This is a genomic window from Pedobacter nutrimenti (assembly GCF_003208655.1).
Taxonomy (GTDB): Bacteria; Bacteroidota; Bacteroidia; order Sphingobacteriales; family Sphingobacteriaceae; genus Pedobacter; species Pedobacter nutrimenti.
In genome coordinates this window covers 289,743-304,308 of the sequence record NZ_QKLU01000002.1, presented here as the reverse complement: position 1 = coordinate 304,308, position 14,566 = coordinate 289,743, and the positions used below count along the sequence as shown (strand labels likewise).

At 42.0% G+C, this 14,566-nt stretch carries 15 protein-coding genes; 8 read left to right on the top strand and 7 right to left on the bottom strand.

Annotation, left to right across the window (positions count from 1 at the left end):
* Position 1: 1 nt before the first annotated feature.
* A complete protein-coding gene (aspS, locus tag B0O44_RS06040; RefSeq protein ID WP_110828164.1) occupies positions 2–1,747 on the bottom strand; it encodes an aspartate--tRNA ligase in 1,746 nt (581 codons plus the stop codon).
* A 132-nt stretch (positions 1,748–1,879) separates the two neighbouring features.
* Here aspS and B0O44_RS06035 point away from each other — a divergent pair, with 132 nt between their 5' ends.
* From B0O44_RS06035 to B0O44_RS06015, 5 genes are all read left to right on the top strand, one after another.
* Positions 1,880–2,395, top strand: coding sequence for an RNA polymerase sigma factor (locus B0O44_RS06035; protein WP_245943621.1), 516 nt, complete (start codon positions 1,880–1,882; stop codon positions 2,393–2,395).
* Positions 2,392–2,919 (top strand): hypothetical protein, encoded by a 528-nt coding sequence (locus B0O44_RS06030; protein ID WP_110828160.1) that lies wholly within the window; start codon positions 2,392–2,394, stop codon positions 2,917–2,919. Before B0O44_RS06035 ends, B0O44_RS06030 begins: the two co-directional genes overlap by 4 nt.
* The gene (locus B0O44_RS06025; protein ID WP_110828158.1) at positions 2,916–4,151 is read left to right on the top strand and encodes a hypothetical protein; all 1,236 of its coding nucleotides are present in this window, start codon (positions 2,916–2,918) and stop codon (positions 4,149–4,151) included. Before B0O44_RS06030 ends, B0O44_RS06025 begins: the two co-directional genes overlap by 4 nt.
* 81 nt (positions 4,152–4,232) lie before the next feature.
* Positions 4,233–4,985 (top strand): TerC family protein, encoded by a 753-nt coding sequence (locus B0O44_RS06020; RefSeq protein WP_110828156.1) that lies wholly within the window; start codon positions 4,233–4,235, stop codon positions 4,983–4,985.
* A 66-nt stretch (positions 4,986–5,051) separates the two neighbouring features.
* A complete protein-coding gene (locus tag B0O44_RS06015; RefSeq protein ID WP_110828153.1) occupies positions 5,052–6,107 on the top strand; it encodes a nucleoid-associated protein in 1,056 nt (351 codons plus the stop codon).
* A gap of 6 nt (positions 6,108–6,113) precedes the next feature.
* Here the strand turns inward: B0O44_RS06015 and B0O44_RS06010 are convergent, their stop codons facing one another.
* Complete coding sequence (locus B0O44_RS06010; RefSeq protein ID WP_110828151.1) at positions 6,114–7,013, bottom strand: bestrophin family protein; 900 nt, start codon at positions 7,011–7,013, stop codon at positions 6,114–6,116.
* A gap of 154 nt (positions 7,014–7,167) precedes the next feature.
* On the opposite strand from B0O44_RS06010, the gene B0O44_RS06005 reads away from it, so the two are divergent.
* Together B0O44_RS06005 and B0O44_RS06000 are read left to right on the top strand one after the other, a co-directional pair.
* The gene (locus B0O44_RS06005) at positions 7,168–8,700 is read left to right on the top strand and encodes an MFS transporter (protein WP_110828149.1); all 1,533 of its coding nucleotides are present in this window, start codon (positions 7,168–7,170) and stop codon (positions 8,698–8,700) included.
* Between the two features lie 11 nt (positions 8,701–8,711).
* On the top strand, positions 8,712–8,969 hold the full coding sequence (locus B0O44_RS06000) for a DUF6814 family protein (protein ID WP_110829155.1): 258 nt from the start codon (positions 8,712–8,714) through the stop codon (positions 8,967–8,969).
* Here the strand turns inward: B0O44_RS06000 and B0O44_RS05995 are convergent.
* From B0O44_RS05995 to B0O44_RS05980, 4 genes are all read right to left on the bottom strand, one after another.
* Positions 8,966–10,153 (bottom strand): class I SAM-dependent rRNA methyltransferase, encoded by a 1,188-nt coding sequence (locus B0O44_RS05995; RefSeq protein WP_110828146.1) that lies wholly within the window; start codon positions 10,151–10,153, stop codon positions 8,966–8,968. The genes B0O44_RS06000 and B0O44_RS05995 overlap by 4 nt on opposite strands.
* A gap of 72 nt (positions 10,154–10,225) precedes the next feature.
* Positions 10,226–10,837: a superoxide dismutase gene (locus tag B0O44_RS05990; protein ID WP_110828144.1), complete on the bottom strand. Its 612-nt coding sequence runs from the start codon at positions 10,835–10,837 to the stop codon at positions 10,226–10,228.
* A gap of 118 nt (positions 10,838–10,955) precedes the next feature.
* Positions 10,956–11,426, bottom strand: a complete 471-nt coding sequence (locus B0O44_RS05985) for a nucleoside deaminase (protein WP_110828142.1) — start codon at positions 11,424–11,426, stop codon at positions 10,956–10,958.
* A complete protein-coding gene (locus tag B0O44_RS05980; RefSeq protein ID WP_110828140.1) occupies positions 11,427–11,762 on the bottom strand; it encodes a tRNA-binding protein in 336 nt (111 codons plus the stop codon).
* 158 nt (positions 11,763–11,920) lie between these two features.
* Here B0O44_RS05980 and B0O44_RS05975 point away from each other — a divergent pair, with 158 nt between their 5' ends.
* Positions 11,921–13,576 carry an ABC1 kinase family protein gene (locus B0O44_RS05975; protein WP_110828138.1) on the top strand — a complete coding sequence of 552 codons (1,656 nt, stop codon included), beginning with the start codon at positions 11,921–11,923 and terminating at the stop codon, positions 13,574–13,576.
* Positions 13,577–13,586: 10 nt separating this feature from the next.
* On the opposite strand, the gene B0O44_RS05970 is transcribed toward B0O44_RS05975, so the two are convergent.
* Positions 13,587–14,519 (bottom strand): hydrogen peroxide-inducible genes activator, encoded by a 933-nt coding sequence (locus tag B0O44_RS05970; protein WP_110828136.1) that lies wholly within the window; start codon positions 14,517–14,519, stop codon positions 13,587–13,589.
* Positions 14,520–14,566 lie beyond the last annotated feature (47 nt).

The following is a 14,566-nucleotide window of genomic DNA, read 5'->3' as shown; positions in this document are numbered from 1 at the left end:
ATTAGGCTGTGGTTTTAATATTCAGCTCGGCCAGTTGTTTATCGTCAATGGTCGCAGGACTGTCAATCATTACATCTCTTCCTGAATTGTTCTTTGGGAAAGCAATGACATCCCGGATGCTGTCCAGTCCGGCAAAAATAGAGCACAAGCGGTCAAAACCAAAAGCAATGCCACCATGTGGAGGAGCCCCGTATTCAAAGGCATCCATTAAAAAGCCAAATTGTTTCTGGGCTTCTTCAGCAGAGAAACCCAAATGCTTAAGCATTAAGGCTTGCAGGCTTTTGTCGTGGATACGTATAGAGCCTCCACCGACTTCTGTTCCGTTAATGACCAGATCATAAGCATTCGCTCTGACCGCTCCTGGCTGACTATCCAGCAAGGCAATGTCTTCCGGCTTTGGAGAAGTGAATGGGTGGTGCATAGCGTGATATCTACCACTTTCTTCGTCCCACTCCAGCAAAGGGAAATCCAGGACCCATAACGCGCTGAAAGTGTTTTTGTCTCTCAGGCCCAAACGGTTCCCCATTTCCAGGCGAAGTTCACTCAGTTGTTTTCTGACTTTGTCTTTACCTCCTGCCATAATCAGGATCAAATCCCCGGGCTGGCTGTTCAATGCTGCAGACCATTTTTGAAGGTCTTCTTCTGTAAAAAATTTATCTACCGACGATTTCAGGCTTCCATCTTCATTGTGACGGCAGTAGATTAATCCTGTAGCGCCGATTTGAGGGCGTTTGATGAAGTCAGTCAGTTCATCGACCTGTTTACGTGTATAACCGGCACAGCCTTTTGCATTGATGCCAATGATCAGCTCTGCCTGGTCAAATACAGGGAAACCCTTATCTTTTACCAGGTGATTGAGTTCTACAAACTGCATATCAAAACGGGTGTCCGGTTTGTCTGAGCCGTAAAGTCTCATCGCGTCGGCGTACTGCATTCTTGGCACGGCTGGCAGGTCAATTCCTTTAATGTCTTTAAACAAAGTCCGGATCAGTCCCTCAAAGGTGTTTAAAATATCTTCCTGTTCAATAAAAGACATTTCACAGTCTATCTGGGTAAACTCAGGTTGTCTGTCGGCCCGTAAATCCTCATCCCTGAAACATTTTACGATCTGAAAATAGCGGTCAAAACCCGAGACCATTAAAAGCTGCTTAAAGGTTTGTGGAGATTGTGGAAGGGCATAAAACTCTCCGGCATTCATCCTGCTTGGGACAACGAAATCCCTGGCTCCTTCAGGAGTGGATTTGATCAGAACAGGTGTTTCTACTTCTATAAAATCCTGGGCATCCAGATAACGTCTTACGGCCTGGGCCATTTTATGGCGCAGGACCATATTGTTCCTGACCGGGTTCCTGCGTAAATCCAGGTACCTGTATTTCATCCTCAGGTCATCACCGCCATCGGTTTCATCATCGATCAGAAAAGGAGGCAGTTTTGCTGCATTGAGTATTTCAAGGGCCGTTATTTTAATCTCAATATCACCGGTTGGTATTTTTGAGTTTTTATTGGAACGTTCTACAACGGTTCCTGTTGCTTTGATGACAAATTCCCTGCCCAGGTTGCGGGCAGCTTCACACAATTCACGGTTATCATCCATATTAAAAACCAACTGGGTAATCCCATACCTGTCCCGGATATCAATGAAGGTCATTCCTCCAAGGTCTCTTGATTTCTGCACCCAGCCGCACAGGACTGCGTTTTCTCCAAGATTTTTAATCGTTAAAGCGCCGCAAGTTGTTGTTCTTAACATGATTGTAAATAATTAGGCCGTAAAAATATTCATTTATTTTTCATATACATGCAACGTTTCTGAACTTTGATTGTCATATAGACGAATTCAACGATATTGGAAACTGTATATATAGATAAACACCTTTCATTGGTGCAGGACTGTCGGCAAGGAAGCCGCAAAGCGCAGTTTGAGTTGTACAAATTGTACGCTAAGGCAATGTACAATGTATCGCTGCGGATTTTAAGCCATGTTGCAGAGGCAGAAGATGTCCTGCAGGAAGCATTTTTAGAAGCCTTTAACCGGATCGCCGATTTTAGGGGGGATACGACTTTTGGCTTATGGCTAAAACAGATTGTGATCAATAAGTCGATTAATTATCTGCGAAAAAGGAAGGTGGAGTTTGTGAGCACAGATGAGGTTGACGTAGTTGAGGAAGAAGAAACAGATGAGGAAGATATGCAATTACAGGTGGAGGAAATCCGCAAGGCCATCCAGCAACTGCCCGATGGTTACAGGGTGGTGATTAGCCTTTACCTGCTGGAAGGATACGACCATGAAGAAATTGCACATATCCTGAAAATATCGGAAGTCACTTCCCGTACACAATATAGAAGAGCAAAATTAAAATTACAGAGCTTAATGGCAACAGAAAGGAGATCAAGATGAGCAGAAAATTAGAAGATTACATCAGAGAAAACAAAAAGGCTTTTGATATTAAAGAGCCACCAGGGTATTTATGGGAAAGAATTGAGGCTGGCCTGGATCAGAAAAAAACAGTCAGGCCTTTGAGAAGGACCCTTTGGATTGGAGTAGCAGCCTCGCTGGTGCTGATGCTGGGGATTACCTATATGTTTTTCAATATGGGAAGAGCAACAAACCCCACCATTGCAGATGTAAATCCTGATTACATGAAAAGACAGGTGCGCTTTTCAAGTCTGATTGAAGAAAAGAAAGACAGTCTGGAGGTTTTGGCCAAAGCAAATCCTGCACTTTTTAATAAATTTAAAAGTGATATGGAAAAGATGGATTCAGATTATCAAAAGCTGAAACAAGAGTTTTCAAGCAGCCCGAATCAAAATCTGGTTGGCAAAGCAATGGTTAAAAATCTTGAATTGCAATTGCAACTGATTACTCAGCAACTGAATATTATTAATCAGGTGAACCAATATAAAAAAGAGAATAAAATATGAGAAGGATGTTTTTTTGTCTGGCAGGTCTGATCCTGCTGACAAGCCAGTTGAGTACTGCAGCAGTCCCTGGGCCCGACAGCCTTTCCCGCAGACAGCAGAATGATGCTGATGATGCGGTCAGGTCTAAGTCGTTTAGTAAAAGTTTTCCCCTGAGTGCTTCTGATAGAGTAAGCCTGAGTAATCAGTATGGTACGATCCTGATCAAAAACTGGGATAAAAGAGAAGTAAAGGTAGATGTGGACATCAAAGCCTATAGTGACAGTGAATCGGAGGTTCAGAAGTTACTGGAAGCAGTAAGTATTGAGGCTGATAAACAAGGAGATGTTGCTTCTTTCAGGACCCGGATCGGAGAAGAAAACAAAAGCTGGGGCAGTTGGTTCAGAAATGGAAAAAGAGGCCGTAAAGAAGTAAAAGTAAACTACGTTGTTTATATGCCTTCTTCCAATGCATTGAGCATGGTGATGCAGTATGGTAATGTCGAAATGGGAGATCATAGCGGGGCACTCTCCATGAAATTACAGTATGGCAATTTTAAAGCAGGAAATTTATCCAGCAATAACAATTATGTTGCTGTACAATATGGCAAAAGTACCATTGAAGAACTGAATAAAGCAACGGTAAAACATCAGTATGGCAGTGGCTTGATCATTGGTACAGTTGGAAGCCTGAACCTTAATGCCCAGTATGTATCGGTGAACATCACCAATATTAAAGAGGATGCCCTGATCAAACAGCAATACGGATCTGGTCTGACTATTGGTTCTGTTGCTAATCTTAATCTGGATGTACAATATTCAAAAGTAAATATTCAATCCATTAAAAAGGGAGCAACGACAATTAAGCAACAGTATGGCAGCCTGGATATCGGTAGCCTGGGGAGCATTAACCTCAGGACCCAGTATACTGGGGTTAATATTGGTACCCTTTGGGGGGACGGTACCTTTGACATGCAATATGACAGGCTCAGTATTGGCAAGGTCACTGAAGGTGTAAGGTCTTTAAATATTGACGGACAGTACGTAACTATGGGAATGGAATTTTCGGATAAATACAATGGGGACCTGGATGTAAGAACCAGTTATGCATCTTTCAGATATGGAAAAGGGGTAACCGCCAGGCTGACCAGTAAAGATGATGAATCTACAGAGAAAAGTTATTCGGGAAAGATTGGCAATGGAGGTAATAACCGCGTAAGGGTTAAATCAGACTATGGTTCAGTCACTTTCAGATAAAAATAAATAAACCAAATACAATGGGCTTGCTGATGAAATCAGCAGGCTTTTTTTTTATCTTAGCTGGCAGAAAACCCTACTATGGAAATATTAAATAACCCTGCTGCCTGGATCTCTCTGATTACTTTGACTGTCCTGGAAATTGTTTTAGGGATTGACAACATCATTTTTATTTCCATTCTGTCTTCTAAGTTACCAGAAGAAAAACAAAAAAAAGCGCGGCAATTGGGACTGGGCCTTGCCATGATCACCAGGGTGCTGCTATTGCTTTCGCTGAGCTGGGTAATGACCCTTACTTCAACATTATTTAATATAGGCAACTGGTTGAGTGTAGAGGATAAAGACTGGCTGGAAAAACTAGCCATTTCTGGCAGGGATTTGATTTTAATTGTAGGCGGATTGTTCCTGATTTATAAAAGCACGCATGAAATTCACCTTAAACTGGAGGGGGAAGAAGAAGGGGGGGCTGGTGCAAAAGCTTATACTTTTAGTGGGGTTATTGTACAGATTCTGTTGCTGGATATTGTGTTTTCTCTGGATTCTGTAATTACGGCCGTTGGTATGGCCGATCATGTGGAAATTATGATCGCTGCTGTAATTATTGCCGTGATCATTATGATGGTGTCTTCGGGTGCAATCAGTAATTTTGTCAATAAGCACCCGACCGTTAAAATGCTGGCCTTGTCTTTTCTGTTGTTGATTGGTGTTTCCCTGCTGGCAGAAGGCCTTGACCAGCATATTCCTAAAGGATATATTTATTTTGCGATGGCTTTCTCTGTTCTGGTAGAAATGCTGAACCTCAGGATGAAAAAGAAATCCGAGAAGAAGGTGTAAATTTCCATTACGGTTTCTGAATCATAAAAGGTACTTTTGCCTTCATTTTTTTAGGTAAATGACATTATGATCTCTTTTTTCGAAGCTTCGCTGGCAGAACTTTCCATACACAGAATTGGTAATAAATCTGAGGATGAGTTTTATGTGCTTTCCGATCAGTCCCTGGTGATTCAGGATGAACAATTAAAAAACCTTTTGTTGCAGTACTTTCTGGGTCCTTATGCCAAAGTAAACGAGATTTATAGGTTTTTTCATCCCAATGAAGATTTAAATCTGAACGAAGCCTATCACTTTGCGGAAGCCATTTTTGAAAAAGGAGAGCATTTTCATGAAAACAGCCAGCAACTGGCCAAATACCTGTATGAAATTTCCAATCACCCCAAAATCAAATCTGGGGAATTGTACGTCGTGTATTTCGAAAATGTACAGATTGAGGGAGAATTGCAGGATGCCATTGGTATTTTTAAATCTGAAACCAAAGAAACCTATCTGAAGGTCTATCCTGAAAACAGCGGATTTAATGTCAGTTACGAACAGGAAGCCATAAACATCTCCAAGCTGGATAAAGGCTGCCTGATCTTTAATACTGAAAAAGAACAAGGCTATAAAGTTGCCGTGATCGATCAAACCAATCGCAGCGCAGAAGCCGTTTACTGGAAGGATGAATTTTTAAAACTGAAAATCAGAAACGACAATTACAACCAGACGAATAATGTGCTTGGGGTCTATAAAAGTTTTGTAACCCAAAAACTCGATGAAGACTTTGACATTTCAAAAGCAGATAAGATTGACCTGCTGAACAAGTCCATTAAATACTTTAAGGAAAAGGAGAGTTTTGACATCGATGAATTTTCCAATGAGGTCATTGCCAACGCGGAGGGAATAGAGTCCTTTAAAAGCTATAAAAAGAGCTATGAAGAGGAATTTGACAGCCCGATACCAGATACCTTTGATATTTCAGGGGCGGCCGTTAAAAAACAGGCGCGGGACTATAAAAGTGTCTTAAAGCTGGACAAGAATTTTCACATCTATATTCACGGAGATAAAGAACTGATCGAAAAAGGTTTCGATGACGATAAGTCTATGAACTATTACAAAGTTTATTTCCGGGAAGAGCAATAGCTGTTTTTATAGGACATATTCCTCATTTACTGGTTTTACTGGTGCCGGAATGTCGGTTTCGCCCAGCATTTCCAGGAGGTTAATTTCTATGGTTCTGGTGATCTGGTTGAGCGGGATGGCTGCAGAATTATTTTCAAAAGGATTGATCAGGCTCATCCCGTTAATTTGTGTAGACACGAATACAAAACCCACCAGCCAGCCAATAAAAATGGACCAATATTCCAGGTAAGGACTAATGACCAGGGTAATAGAAACCACAAAAAGCCATATAAACACCTTGGTAAGGTAAGAATAAGTTGTGGGGAACACCGTGTTCTTGATCCGTTCTGAACGGCCCATGTGGTCCGTGAAATTGACCAGCAGCTGGTTCAGCTGTATGAAACGAAAACCGTCTATATAGCCTTTTTTGGAAAGCAGTTGAAGTTCCCTGGACTGAATATTTAAAATGGCATTGTGTTGATTGCTTTGTTTGCCGATTTCTTCCAGTTCCTGGATGCTCAGGTATTTTGTGTAAATCTTGTCGTCGTAATTGCGTAAAGCACCTTTAAGGGTGTACAGAAAAGCAATGTGCTGACAGATCATTTTCCGTACCAGTTCTTTGGTTTCTGCGTTTTCTTCTACATAACTCAATAGGCTTCTGGCCCAGGAACGGGAATCATTGACCAGTGAGCCCCATATTTTTCTGGCTTCCCACCAGCGGTCATAAGCCTGATTATTGTTGAAACCAATAAAAAATGCGATGGCGGTCCCCAAGACCCCTGGAATAATGGCAGGAATATCCAGATTGTGTGTAATAAGAAATTCTCTGGCAAAATACGTAATAGAACAGGAAACGATCATAATGATGTCTACCTGCCAGGTATTGATGAGGATCCTGCTGAGCTTGATGTTTTTTCCAATGAGCATAAATAGGTTTTTGTAAGTTTAATTTACGAACAATTGTTCTTTTTCTTTCCCTGGCTGGGAAATTTATTTTTTTATACTTTTAATTAATCCAGTGTGCCTATGTGGAAAACATTTGCTATGTTTATTTTTAGTAACCAAATATTTTTAACGCGGCATGCCCCTGGAAACCAAAGAGAACAGTATTTTTAAAGTTATTGGTGCTTCCTCGTTGGGCACATTGATTGAATGGTACGATTTTTACATTTTCGGAAGTCTGGCCAGTATTATCGGATCCAAATTATTCCCCCAGGATACAGGCGCATCTGCGCTGATCAATACCCTGGCCATATTTGCTGCAGGCTTTATTGTCCGGCCATTTGGGGCGCTGGTTTTCGGGCGCCTGGGTGATTTAATTGGCAGAAAATATACTTTTTTGCTGACCCTGGTGCTGATGGGCGGATCTACTTTTTTAATCGGACTGATCCCCTCTTATTCTACCATCGGTTATGCGGCACCTGTTTTAGTGCTGATTTTACGCCTGGTGCAGGGTTTGGCGCTTGGTGGAGAGTATGGAGGGGCGGCTACTTACGTAGCCGAACATGCCCCTGTTCATAAAAGAGGCTTTTTTACCAGCTGGATTCAAACCACAGCAACAGGTGGTTTGTTCTTGTCGCTTGGGGTTATTGTGCTTACTAAGAATTTTCTGGGCGCAGCCGATTTCGCCAGCTGGGGCTGGAGGATCCCTTTTCTGCTTTCTATCCTCCTGGTGGGGGTTTCTATATATATACGGATGAAAATGCAGGAATCACCCGTATTTAGTAAGCTGAAGTCCGAAGGAAAGGTTTCAAAGAACCCTCTAAAAGAAAGCTTTAACCATAAAGCGAATTTTAAAATGGTTTTACTGGCCTTATTTGGAGCAACGATGGGGCAGGGGGTCATCTGGTATACGGGACAGTTTTATGCCCAGTCATTTCTTGAAAACACCTGTAAGCTTGATTTTAACGACTCCAGATACATCCTTTTATGGGGAATTGCTTTTGCAACGCCTTTTTTTGTGATTTTTGGCGCCTGGAGTGACCGGGTTGGCCGTAAATGGATCATGCTGGGCGGAATGCTGCTCGGTGTCATTTTTTACCGGCCGATTTATCAGGTTTTTCTGGAAGATAGTGACCTAAGCAGGGTAGAACAAAAAGACATCAAATCGGTTTCAGCACCAGTAAGAACATCAATGCTGATGGAAAATGGCCAGGATAGCCTGATCAGTGAGTCCAGACAAGTTGCTTTGAAGAATGCTACAGTTTATACTAAAATTCAGTCTCAGATAAAATATGCTGATCCGGCAAAAGCGGTTTATTTCCAGCCTGAAGTTCTTAAAGATAAAAAACTCAACAGAGCTGTTTTTTGGAAGTTCGTTGGACTGATCTTTTTCCAGATTCTGCTGGTCACTATGGTATACGGTCCGATTGCCGCTTTTCTGGTTGAATTGTTTCCAGCCAAAATCCGTTATACCTCCATGTCTTTGCCTTATCACGTCGGTAATGGTGTTTTTGGGGGGCTGGTGCCTTTTATTGCGACCCTAATTGCCAGTTTTCCGGGGGCCTCTCCTTTATCGGGACTATGGTATCCCATTGGAGTTGCCGCACTGAGTTTTGTAATAGGAACAATTTATTTATCCAATAAAAAACCGGAACATACTGAGGCCGGTTAAAAGAAATGATGATGAACGTATTAAAAAGAATATTAGGACTTTTCTGGATATTGCTCGGACCCTGCGCCATTATACTGATGTCTTTGCAGGCCATCGAAAAAATCGGGCTTGCCGCTGAAGGCGCGGCAAAAACCAATACCGCCCTGCAGTGGGGAATTATTTTGCTGATCTTTATTCCCATCAGCACAGGGCTGGTTATTTTTGGCTATTATGCCTTAAAGGGCGAGTATGACCGGCTTCCTTCAGAAGAGGGATCAGAACGCGTCTAAAGTACCCTTAACAACAATCCTTTAAGGTATTCTCCCTCTGGAAAAGAAAGCCTTACGGGATGGTCTTCGGGCTGGTTAAACTGTTTTAGAATCTGGACCTCTTTTCCTGCATCGAGTGCGGCCCAGGCAATAATTTGTTTAAACGTTTCGATGTCAACGGCTCCTGAACAGGAATATGTCGCCAGCAGGCCCCCTTTTTCAAGCAGCAGCATGCCCAGTCTGTTCAAGTCCTTATAGGCTCTTGCTGCGCGGTCTAAAGCAGATCTGGAAGGGGCATATTTAGGCGGATCCAGCACCACGACATCGAATTTTTGGCCGTTTTCTTTAAATGTCCTTAGTTGTTTATTGACATCAGACTGTATGCTCTGTTGCCTGTGGGTCTCAAAGTTATTGAGTACAATATTGTGTTTAAGGGTTTCTATGGCCAGGGCCGAACTGTCTACGCTGGTGACTTTAGCAGCGCCCATTGCAAGGCTATTGAGCGTAAAACCGCCACTGTAGCAAAAGCAATCCAGGACATTTTTTCCAGTTGTGTACTCGGCCAGGATGCGACGGTTGTCCCGCTGGTCACAATAAAAACCTGATTTTTGCCCTTCTGCAATGTTAATGTGGTAGCGTATGCCATTTTCTGAGACCTCTATGAACTCAGGAGGGGTTTCTCCCCAAAGTAAGCCGGGATTAAGTTCCAGGTTTTCGTGGGCCCTGGCTCCTGCATCACTTTTATCAAAAATACCTTTAGGATGTAGTTCTTTTTTCAGAATGTCAATGATGTCTTCTTTTGCCTTTTCAATGCCTGCACTGAGGATCTGAAGGGAAAGAAAATCTGCATACTGATCTACAATCAGACCTGGAAGAAAGTCGGCTTCGCTAAAAACCAGCCTACAGGTATTGGTTTCTCCGTTTTTTAATACGTGTTGACGGGCAGAGATGGCGTTTTGCAGTTTCTGCTGATACCAAGCTTTATCAATATGTACATTTTCATCCCATTCCAATAACCTTATCGCTACTCTGGATTGTGCATTGTAGTATCCATAAGCAAGAAATTCTTTGTCTGCCGCCAAAACTTTGATCACTTCGCCATTTTCGGGACTGCCCTTTATTTTTTCAATAGCGCCTGAAAAGATCCAGGGGTGACGTTGCACAGCAGCTTTTTCTTTGCCTTTTTTTAGAAATACATCAATCATAAGTGCAAAGGTATAAAAAAGGGCTGTAAGTTTGTCTTACAGCCCTTTTTGCTTTTGTACGGATCGTTTGGATTAAGCTGTCGCTTTTTTGAAACGGTCTGACACAGCGTCCCAGTTCACTACATTCCAGAAAGCAGCAATGTAGTCAGGGCGTCTGTTTTGATATTTTAAGTAGTAAGCGTGTTCCCAAACATCCATGCCCAGGATCGGCGTGCCTTTTACTTCAGCAACAGGCATTAAAGGGTTATCCTGATTTGGGGTTGAAGAAACAACCAGTTTTTTATCAGCACCAACGCTTAACCAGGCCCAGCCTGAACCAAAACGGGTCGCTCCAGCTTCTGCAAATTTAGTTTTGAAATCAGCAAAAGAACCAAAAGCAGCTTTGATGGCATCAGCTAAAGCACCTGTAGGTTCCCCACCTTTATTTGGTCCGATCACTTCCCAGAATAAAGAGTGGTTGTAATGACCTCCACCGTTATTTCTAACTGCTGCGGGAAATTTATCTATATTTTTGATGATGTCTTCAATGCTGTGTGTTGCCTCTGGTTTACCTTCCAGTGCTTTGTTCAGATTGGTTACATAAGCCTGGTGGTGTTTGCCATGGTGTATTTCCATGGTTTGTTTATCGATATGCGGTTCTAATGCATCTGTTGCGTAGTGTAACGCAGGTAATTCAAAAGCCATACTATTTATGATTTAAGTTTAAAATTTATTTTCTGTTTTACTTCTCTTTTTTTCTTAAAAAAGAAGCTTGAGCAAATATAACATTCAAAGGTTAAGTTTTGTTCAATACTTTGTCAAGTTATCCCCGTTTATTTGCAAAAAAGCGGGTCATCAAAGCGCCACATTCCTCAGATAATACGCCGCCCTTGAGCACCGTTTTGGGGTGCAGTAAATTGCCGCCTTTGGTGCTAAAGCCTCTTTTGGGCTCGCTGGCCCCGTAAACAATACGGCTCACTTGCATCCAGTAACTGGCACCTGCACACATTACACAAGGCTCTATGGTTACATAAAGGGTACAGTCTTTAAGGTATTTACCACCCAAGGTTTGGCTGGCTGCGGTAAAGGCCTGCATTTCTGCATGGGCAGTAACATCATTAAGTTGTTCGGTAAGGTTATGCCCCCGGCCTATTATCCTGCCTTTACAGACAACAACAGCACCAATTGGAATTTCCTCTGCTTCATAGGCTTTTTGTGCTTCCTGTAAAGCCAAACGCATATAATGTTCGTCCTGTTGTGCGGGATCCTCTTCTTCTGTGAAATTAAAATACATTTAGCATAATTTACTGCCATTTGGCACTTTGCCTCTAAGCGAGGTTAATACAATATCACCATTTTCGTCAGCAAAACCGGTTACTAAAAATTCTGACATGAATTTGCCGATTTGCTTTTTTGGAAAATTAACAACTCCAACGATTTGTTGTCCAACCAGTTCATCCTTTGTATAATGTTTGGTGATTTGAGCAGAACTCATTTTTACACCCAGATCACCAAAATCTACTTTAACTTTATAAGCGGGTTTTCTGGCTTCCGGAAAATCAAATACTTCCAGTATGGTACCTGCCCTAAGATCTACTTTCTCAAAATCGTTCCAGTTTATTTCTTCCATCTTCTTTTATTGGTAAAGCGTAAAAATACATTTTCTGGAAAAAGAAAATGAATAAATTCCCGATTTGCAACTAATATCCTGGCTTGAGCATTTCTTTATGGTTTATTCTGGCATGGATTTTTCTCCTGAGCACTAAGTATTTGCCAAATTGAAAGCCGATGATGGAAAACCAGAAAAAGAAATTTAAAAGAACAATCTCCCTCATCCGGATTTTTGTGAAGTACGGATTTGAGGAATTATTGATTAGGAGTAATATTAAAAGCCTTTTGCCTTTGGAGTATGCTGTTGAACAAGCGCATGTTGAGCCAGAACTATCTCTATCGGTTTATGAACGGATCAGAATGGCGTTAGAGGAATTGGGGCCAACTTATGTGAAATTTGGGCAGGCATTTAGCAGCAGAGAGGATTTATTACCGAAAGAAATGATCCTGGAATTGCAAAAACTTCAGGATAAGGTAGAACCAGAAATACTGGATGTGGAAGCCGTACTCGAGGATGAACTAAATATTCGGGCCAAGGAACATTTTGAGTGGATTGACAAAGCGCCTTTTGCATCCGCCTCTATTTCACAAGTTTACAGAGCGAAACTTAAAGAGGGGCCGGTGGTCATCCTGAAGCTTAAAAGAGCAGGGATACAGGATGTGGTAGCTGCCGATATGCTGATCATGAAAGATGTGGCAAAATTACTGAGTAGCTATAGTGAACTTTTCCGAAAGATTAACCTTAAAGAAGTGCTTGCTGCTTTTGAACAATCTATTTTTCTGGAATTGTCTTTTCGCAATGAAGCGGCAAATATTGAAAAGTTTAACCAGAACTTTAAAAATGAAAGGACAATTTATCTGCCAAAGGTTTACCGGGAGTTGTGTAATGACAACATCCTGTGTATGGAATTTATAGAGGGGGTAAAAATAACAGATAAACAGGGCTTACTTTCTTTTCAACTGGATCTGGAGGTTGTTGCCTCCAGGGGATTGGACCTTTATCTGAAGCAGGTACTGGAATACGGATTTTTTCATGCAGACCCGCATCCTGGAAATTTGCTTGTATTAAAGAGTGGCCAGATTGCTTTTATAGATTTTGGCGCTATGGGCAGCATGATGCCGGCGGAAAAAGAACTACTGGAAGACTTTATCAGTCATTTTATTGCTCAGGATGCCCGAAGACTAATTGTTGTGATTAAAAAATTGGCCATTCGGTTCAATATAGCAGACGAGCAAAAACTCGAAAAGGACATCCTTCATTTTTTTAGTCTGCTGGATGGTACTTCCTTAGAGGAAATTGATATGAAAGCCTTTTTGAGCAGATTTTCTGTCATCATGAACGAAAATGAAATTTTAATGCCGCCTCATCTTTACCTGTTGGTGCGTGGAATTGTATTGCTTGAAGGCATTGGCAGGACGCTTGTTCCGGATTTAAATGTCATTGCCCGTTTGAGACCCTATGTTCTTAAAATTGCTTTACGTAAATTGAGTCCGGAGCAGTTGAAAATAGATGGAATAAAGCTATTAAGGACCTTAAACCACGCCATGAAAACCGTACCGGATGACCTGCAGTCCATTATCGGAAAGCTGGACAGGGGTGATTTAAAAATCATCCAGGAAGTACAGGGTTTGTCAGGTTTGCAAAGGCAGTTGGCCAGGACCTCCAGCCGGCTTATTTTGGCCATTGTTTTTTGCGCATTGTTTATTGGTTCTGCTGTTTTGGTTGATGCAGATAAAGCCCCAAAGTTTAATGGCATACCGGTTTTGGCTCTGGCCGGTTTTAGCATTTGCTTCATCGCCGGGCTCTTTCTGATCTTTTCAAAAAGAGGATAGTCCCGGATCATCAGATCCCGACTACATCCTTTTTCTTTTTCTGTTTCATGGACTTGGGAATCAGCTGCAGAATTTCCTCTTTGAAGGCGTTTAACATCCTCTTTTTGATGAAATTTTTGTGCGTGACCAGGCTGATCTCTCTAACGGGTTCCGGAGATTTAAAAGACCTTACTTTAGTTAGTTGTTTGTTGCTGAGTTCTGCAAGGGCTAGTTCCGGTAATAATGTTGCTCCATTATTCATATCCACCATGCGGATTAATGTTTCTACACTGCCACTATTGTAGGTCAGGCCTTGCAACCTGTTTTCTTTTGTGGAACGGCAGATGTTAAGGGCCTGCGCGCGCATACAATGTCCCTCGTTCAGCAGCCAGATGTTTTCGGACTCCAGGTCTTCTGGATCAATGGTCTTCTTTTTAAAGAGCTTACTGTTTTTGCTGATGTAGGTGACAAAATTTTCGTAGTATAAAGGATCTTCAATGATGGCTTCATCTGCGAGCGGCGTAGCAAGTAAACCACAATCTAAAACGCCCGTTTTTAAATGATGGATAATGTCTTCGGTGGTATACTCCCAAATAAGTAGTTTAAGTCCAGGGTATTTTTCCATCATGGCCGCAATAACCTGAGGGAGCAAATACGGGGCTACGGTGGGAATAATGCCCACTTTGAGCTCCCCGACTACATCTTGCTGCTGACTGTTGATGATCTCTTTGATTTTTTGGCTTTCCTGCAGAACAAGACGGGCCTGGGCAATAATCTGCTGCCCGATTTCTGTTGGAATGACCGGTTGTTTGGTTCGGTCGAAGATCTTTACATTGAGCATTTCCTCCAGCTTCTGGACCTGCATGCTGAGGGTTGGTTGCGTAACAAAACATTTTTCTGCGGCTCCAACAAAACTTCTGTAAGTGTCCACAGCAACAATATATTCAAGTTGTACCAAGGTCATAGCTAAAACTTATAATCTATAACAAAGATATAAATTTTAACGATGAA

Bases quoted from the DNA above. Each gene is read 5' to 3' on its own strand.
- aspS (WP_110828164.1), bottom strand. From the start codon at position 1,747: ATGTTAAGAACAACAACTTGCGGCGCTTTAACGATTAAAAATCTTGGA.
- B0O44_RS06030 (WP_110828160.1), top strand. From the start codon at position 2,392: ATGAGCAGAAAATTAGAAGATTACATCAGAGAAAACAAAAAGGCTTTT.
- B0O44_RS06025 (WP_110828158.1), top strand. From the start codon at position 2,916: ATGAGAAGGATGTTTTTTTGTCTGGCAGGTCTGATCCTGCTGACAAGC.
- B0O44_RS06020 (WP_110828156.1), top strand. From the start codon at position 4,233: ATGGAAATATTAAATAACCCTGCTGCCTGGATCTCTCTGATTACTTTG.
- B0O44_RS06015 (WP_110828153.1), top strand. From the start codon at position 5,052: ATGATCTCTTTTTTCGAAGCTTCGCTGGCAGAACTTTCCATACACAGA.
- B0O44_RS06010 (WP_110828151.1), bottom strand. From the start codon at position 7,013: ATGCTCATTGGAAAAAACATCAAGCTCAGCAGGATCCTCATCAATACC.
- B0O44_RS06005 (WP_110828149.1), top strand. From the start codon at position 7,168: ATGCCCCTGGAAACCAAAGAGAACAGTATTTTTAAAGTTATTGGTGCT.
- B0O44_RS06000 (WP_110829155.1), top strand. From the start codon at position 8,712: ATGAACGTATTAAAAAGAATATTAGGACTTTTCTGGATATTGCTCGGA.
- B0O44_RS05995 (WP_110828146.1), bottom strand. From the start codon at position 10,153: ATGATTGATGTATTTCTAAAAAAAGGCAAAGAAAAAGCTGCTGTGCAA.
- B0O44_RS05990 (WP_110828144.1), bottom strand. From the start codon at position 10,837: ATGGCTTTTGAATTACCTGCGTTACACTACGCAACAGATGCATTAGAA.
- B0O44_RS05985 (WP_110828142.1), bottom strand. From the start codon at position 11,426: ATGTATTTTAATTTCACAGAAGAAGAGGATCCCGCACAACAGGACGAA.
- B0O44_RS05980 (WP_110828140.1), bottom strand. From the start codon at position 11,762: ATGGAAGAAATAAACTGGAACGATTTTGAGAAAGTAGATCTTAGGGCA.
- B0O44_RS05975 (WP_110828138.1), top strand. From the start codon at position 11,921: ATGATGGAAAACCAGAAAAAGAAATTTAAAAGAACAATCTCCCTCATC.
- B0O44_RS05970 (WP_110828136.1), bottom strand. From the start codon at position 14,519: ATGACCTTGGTACAACTTGAATATATTGTTGCTGTGGACACTTACAGA.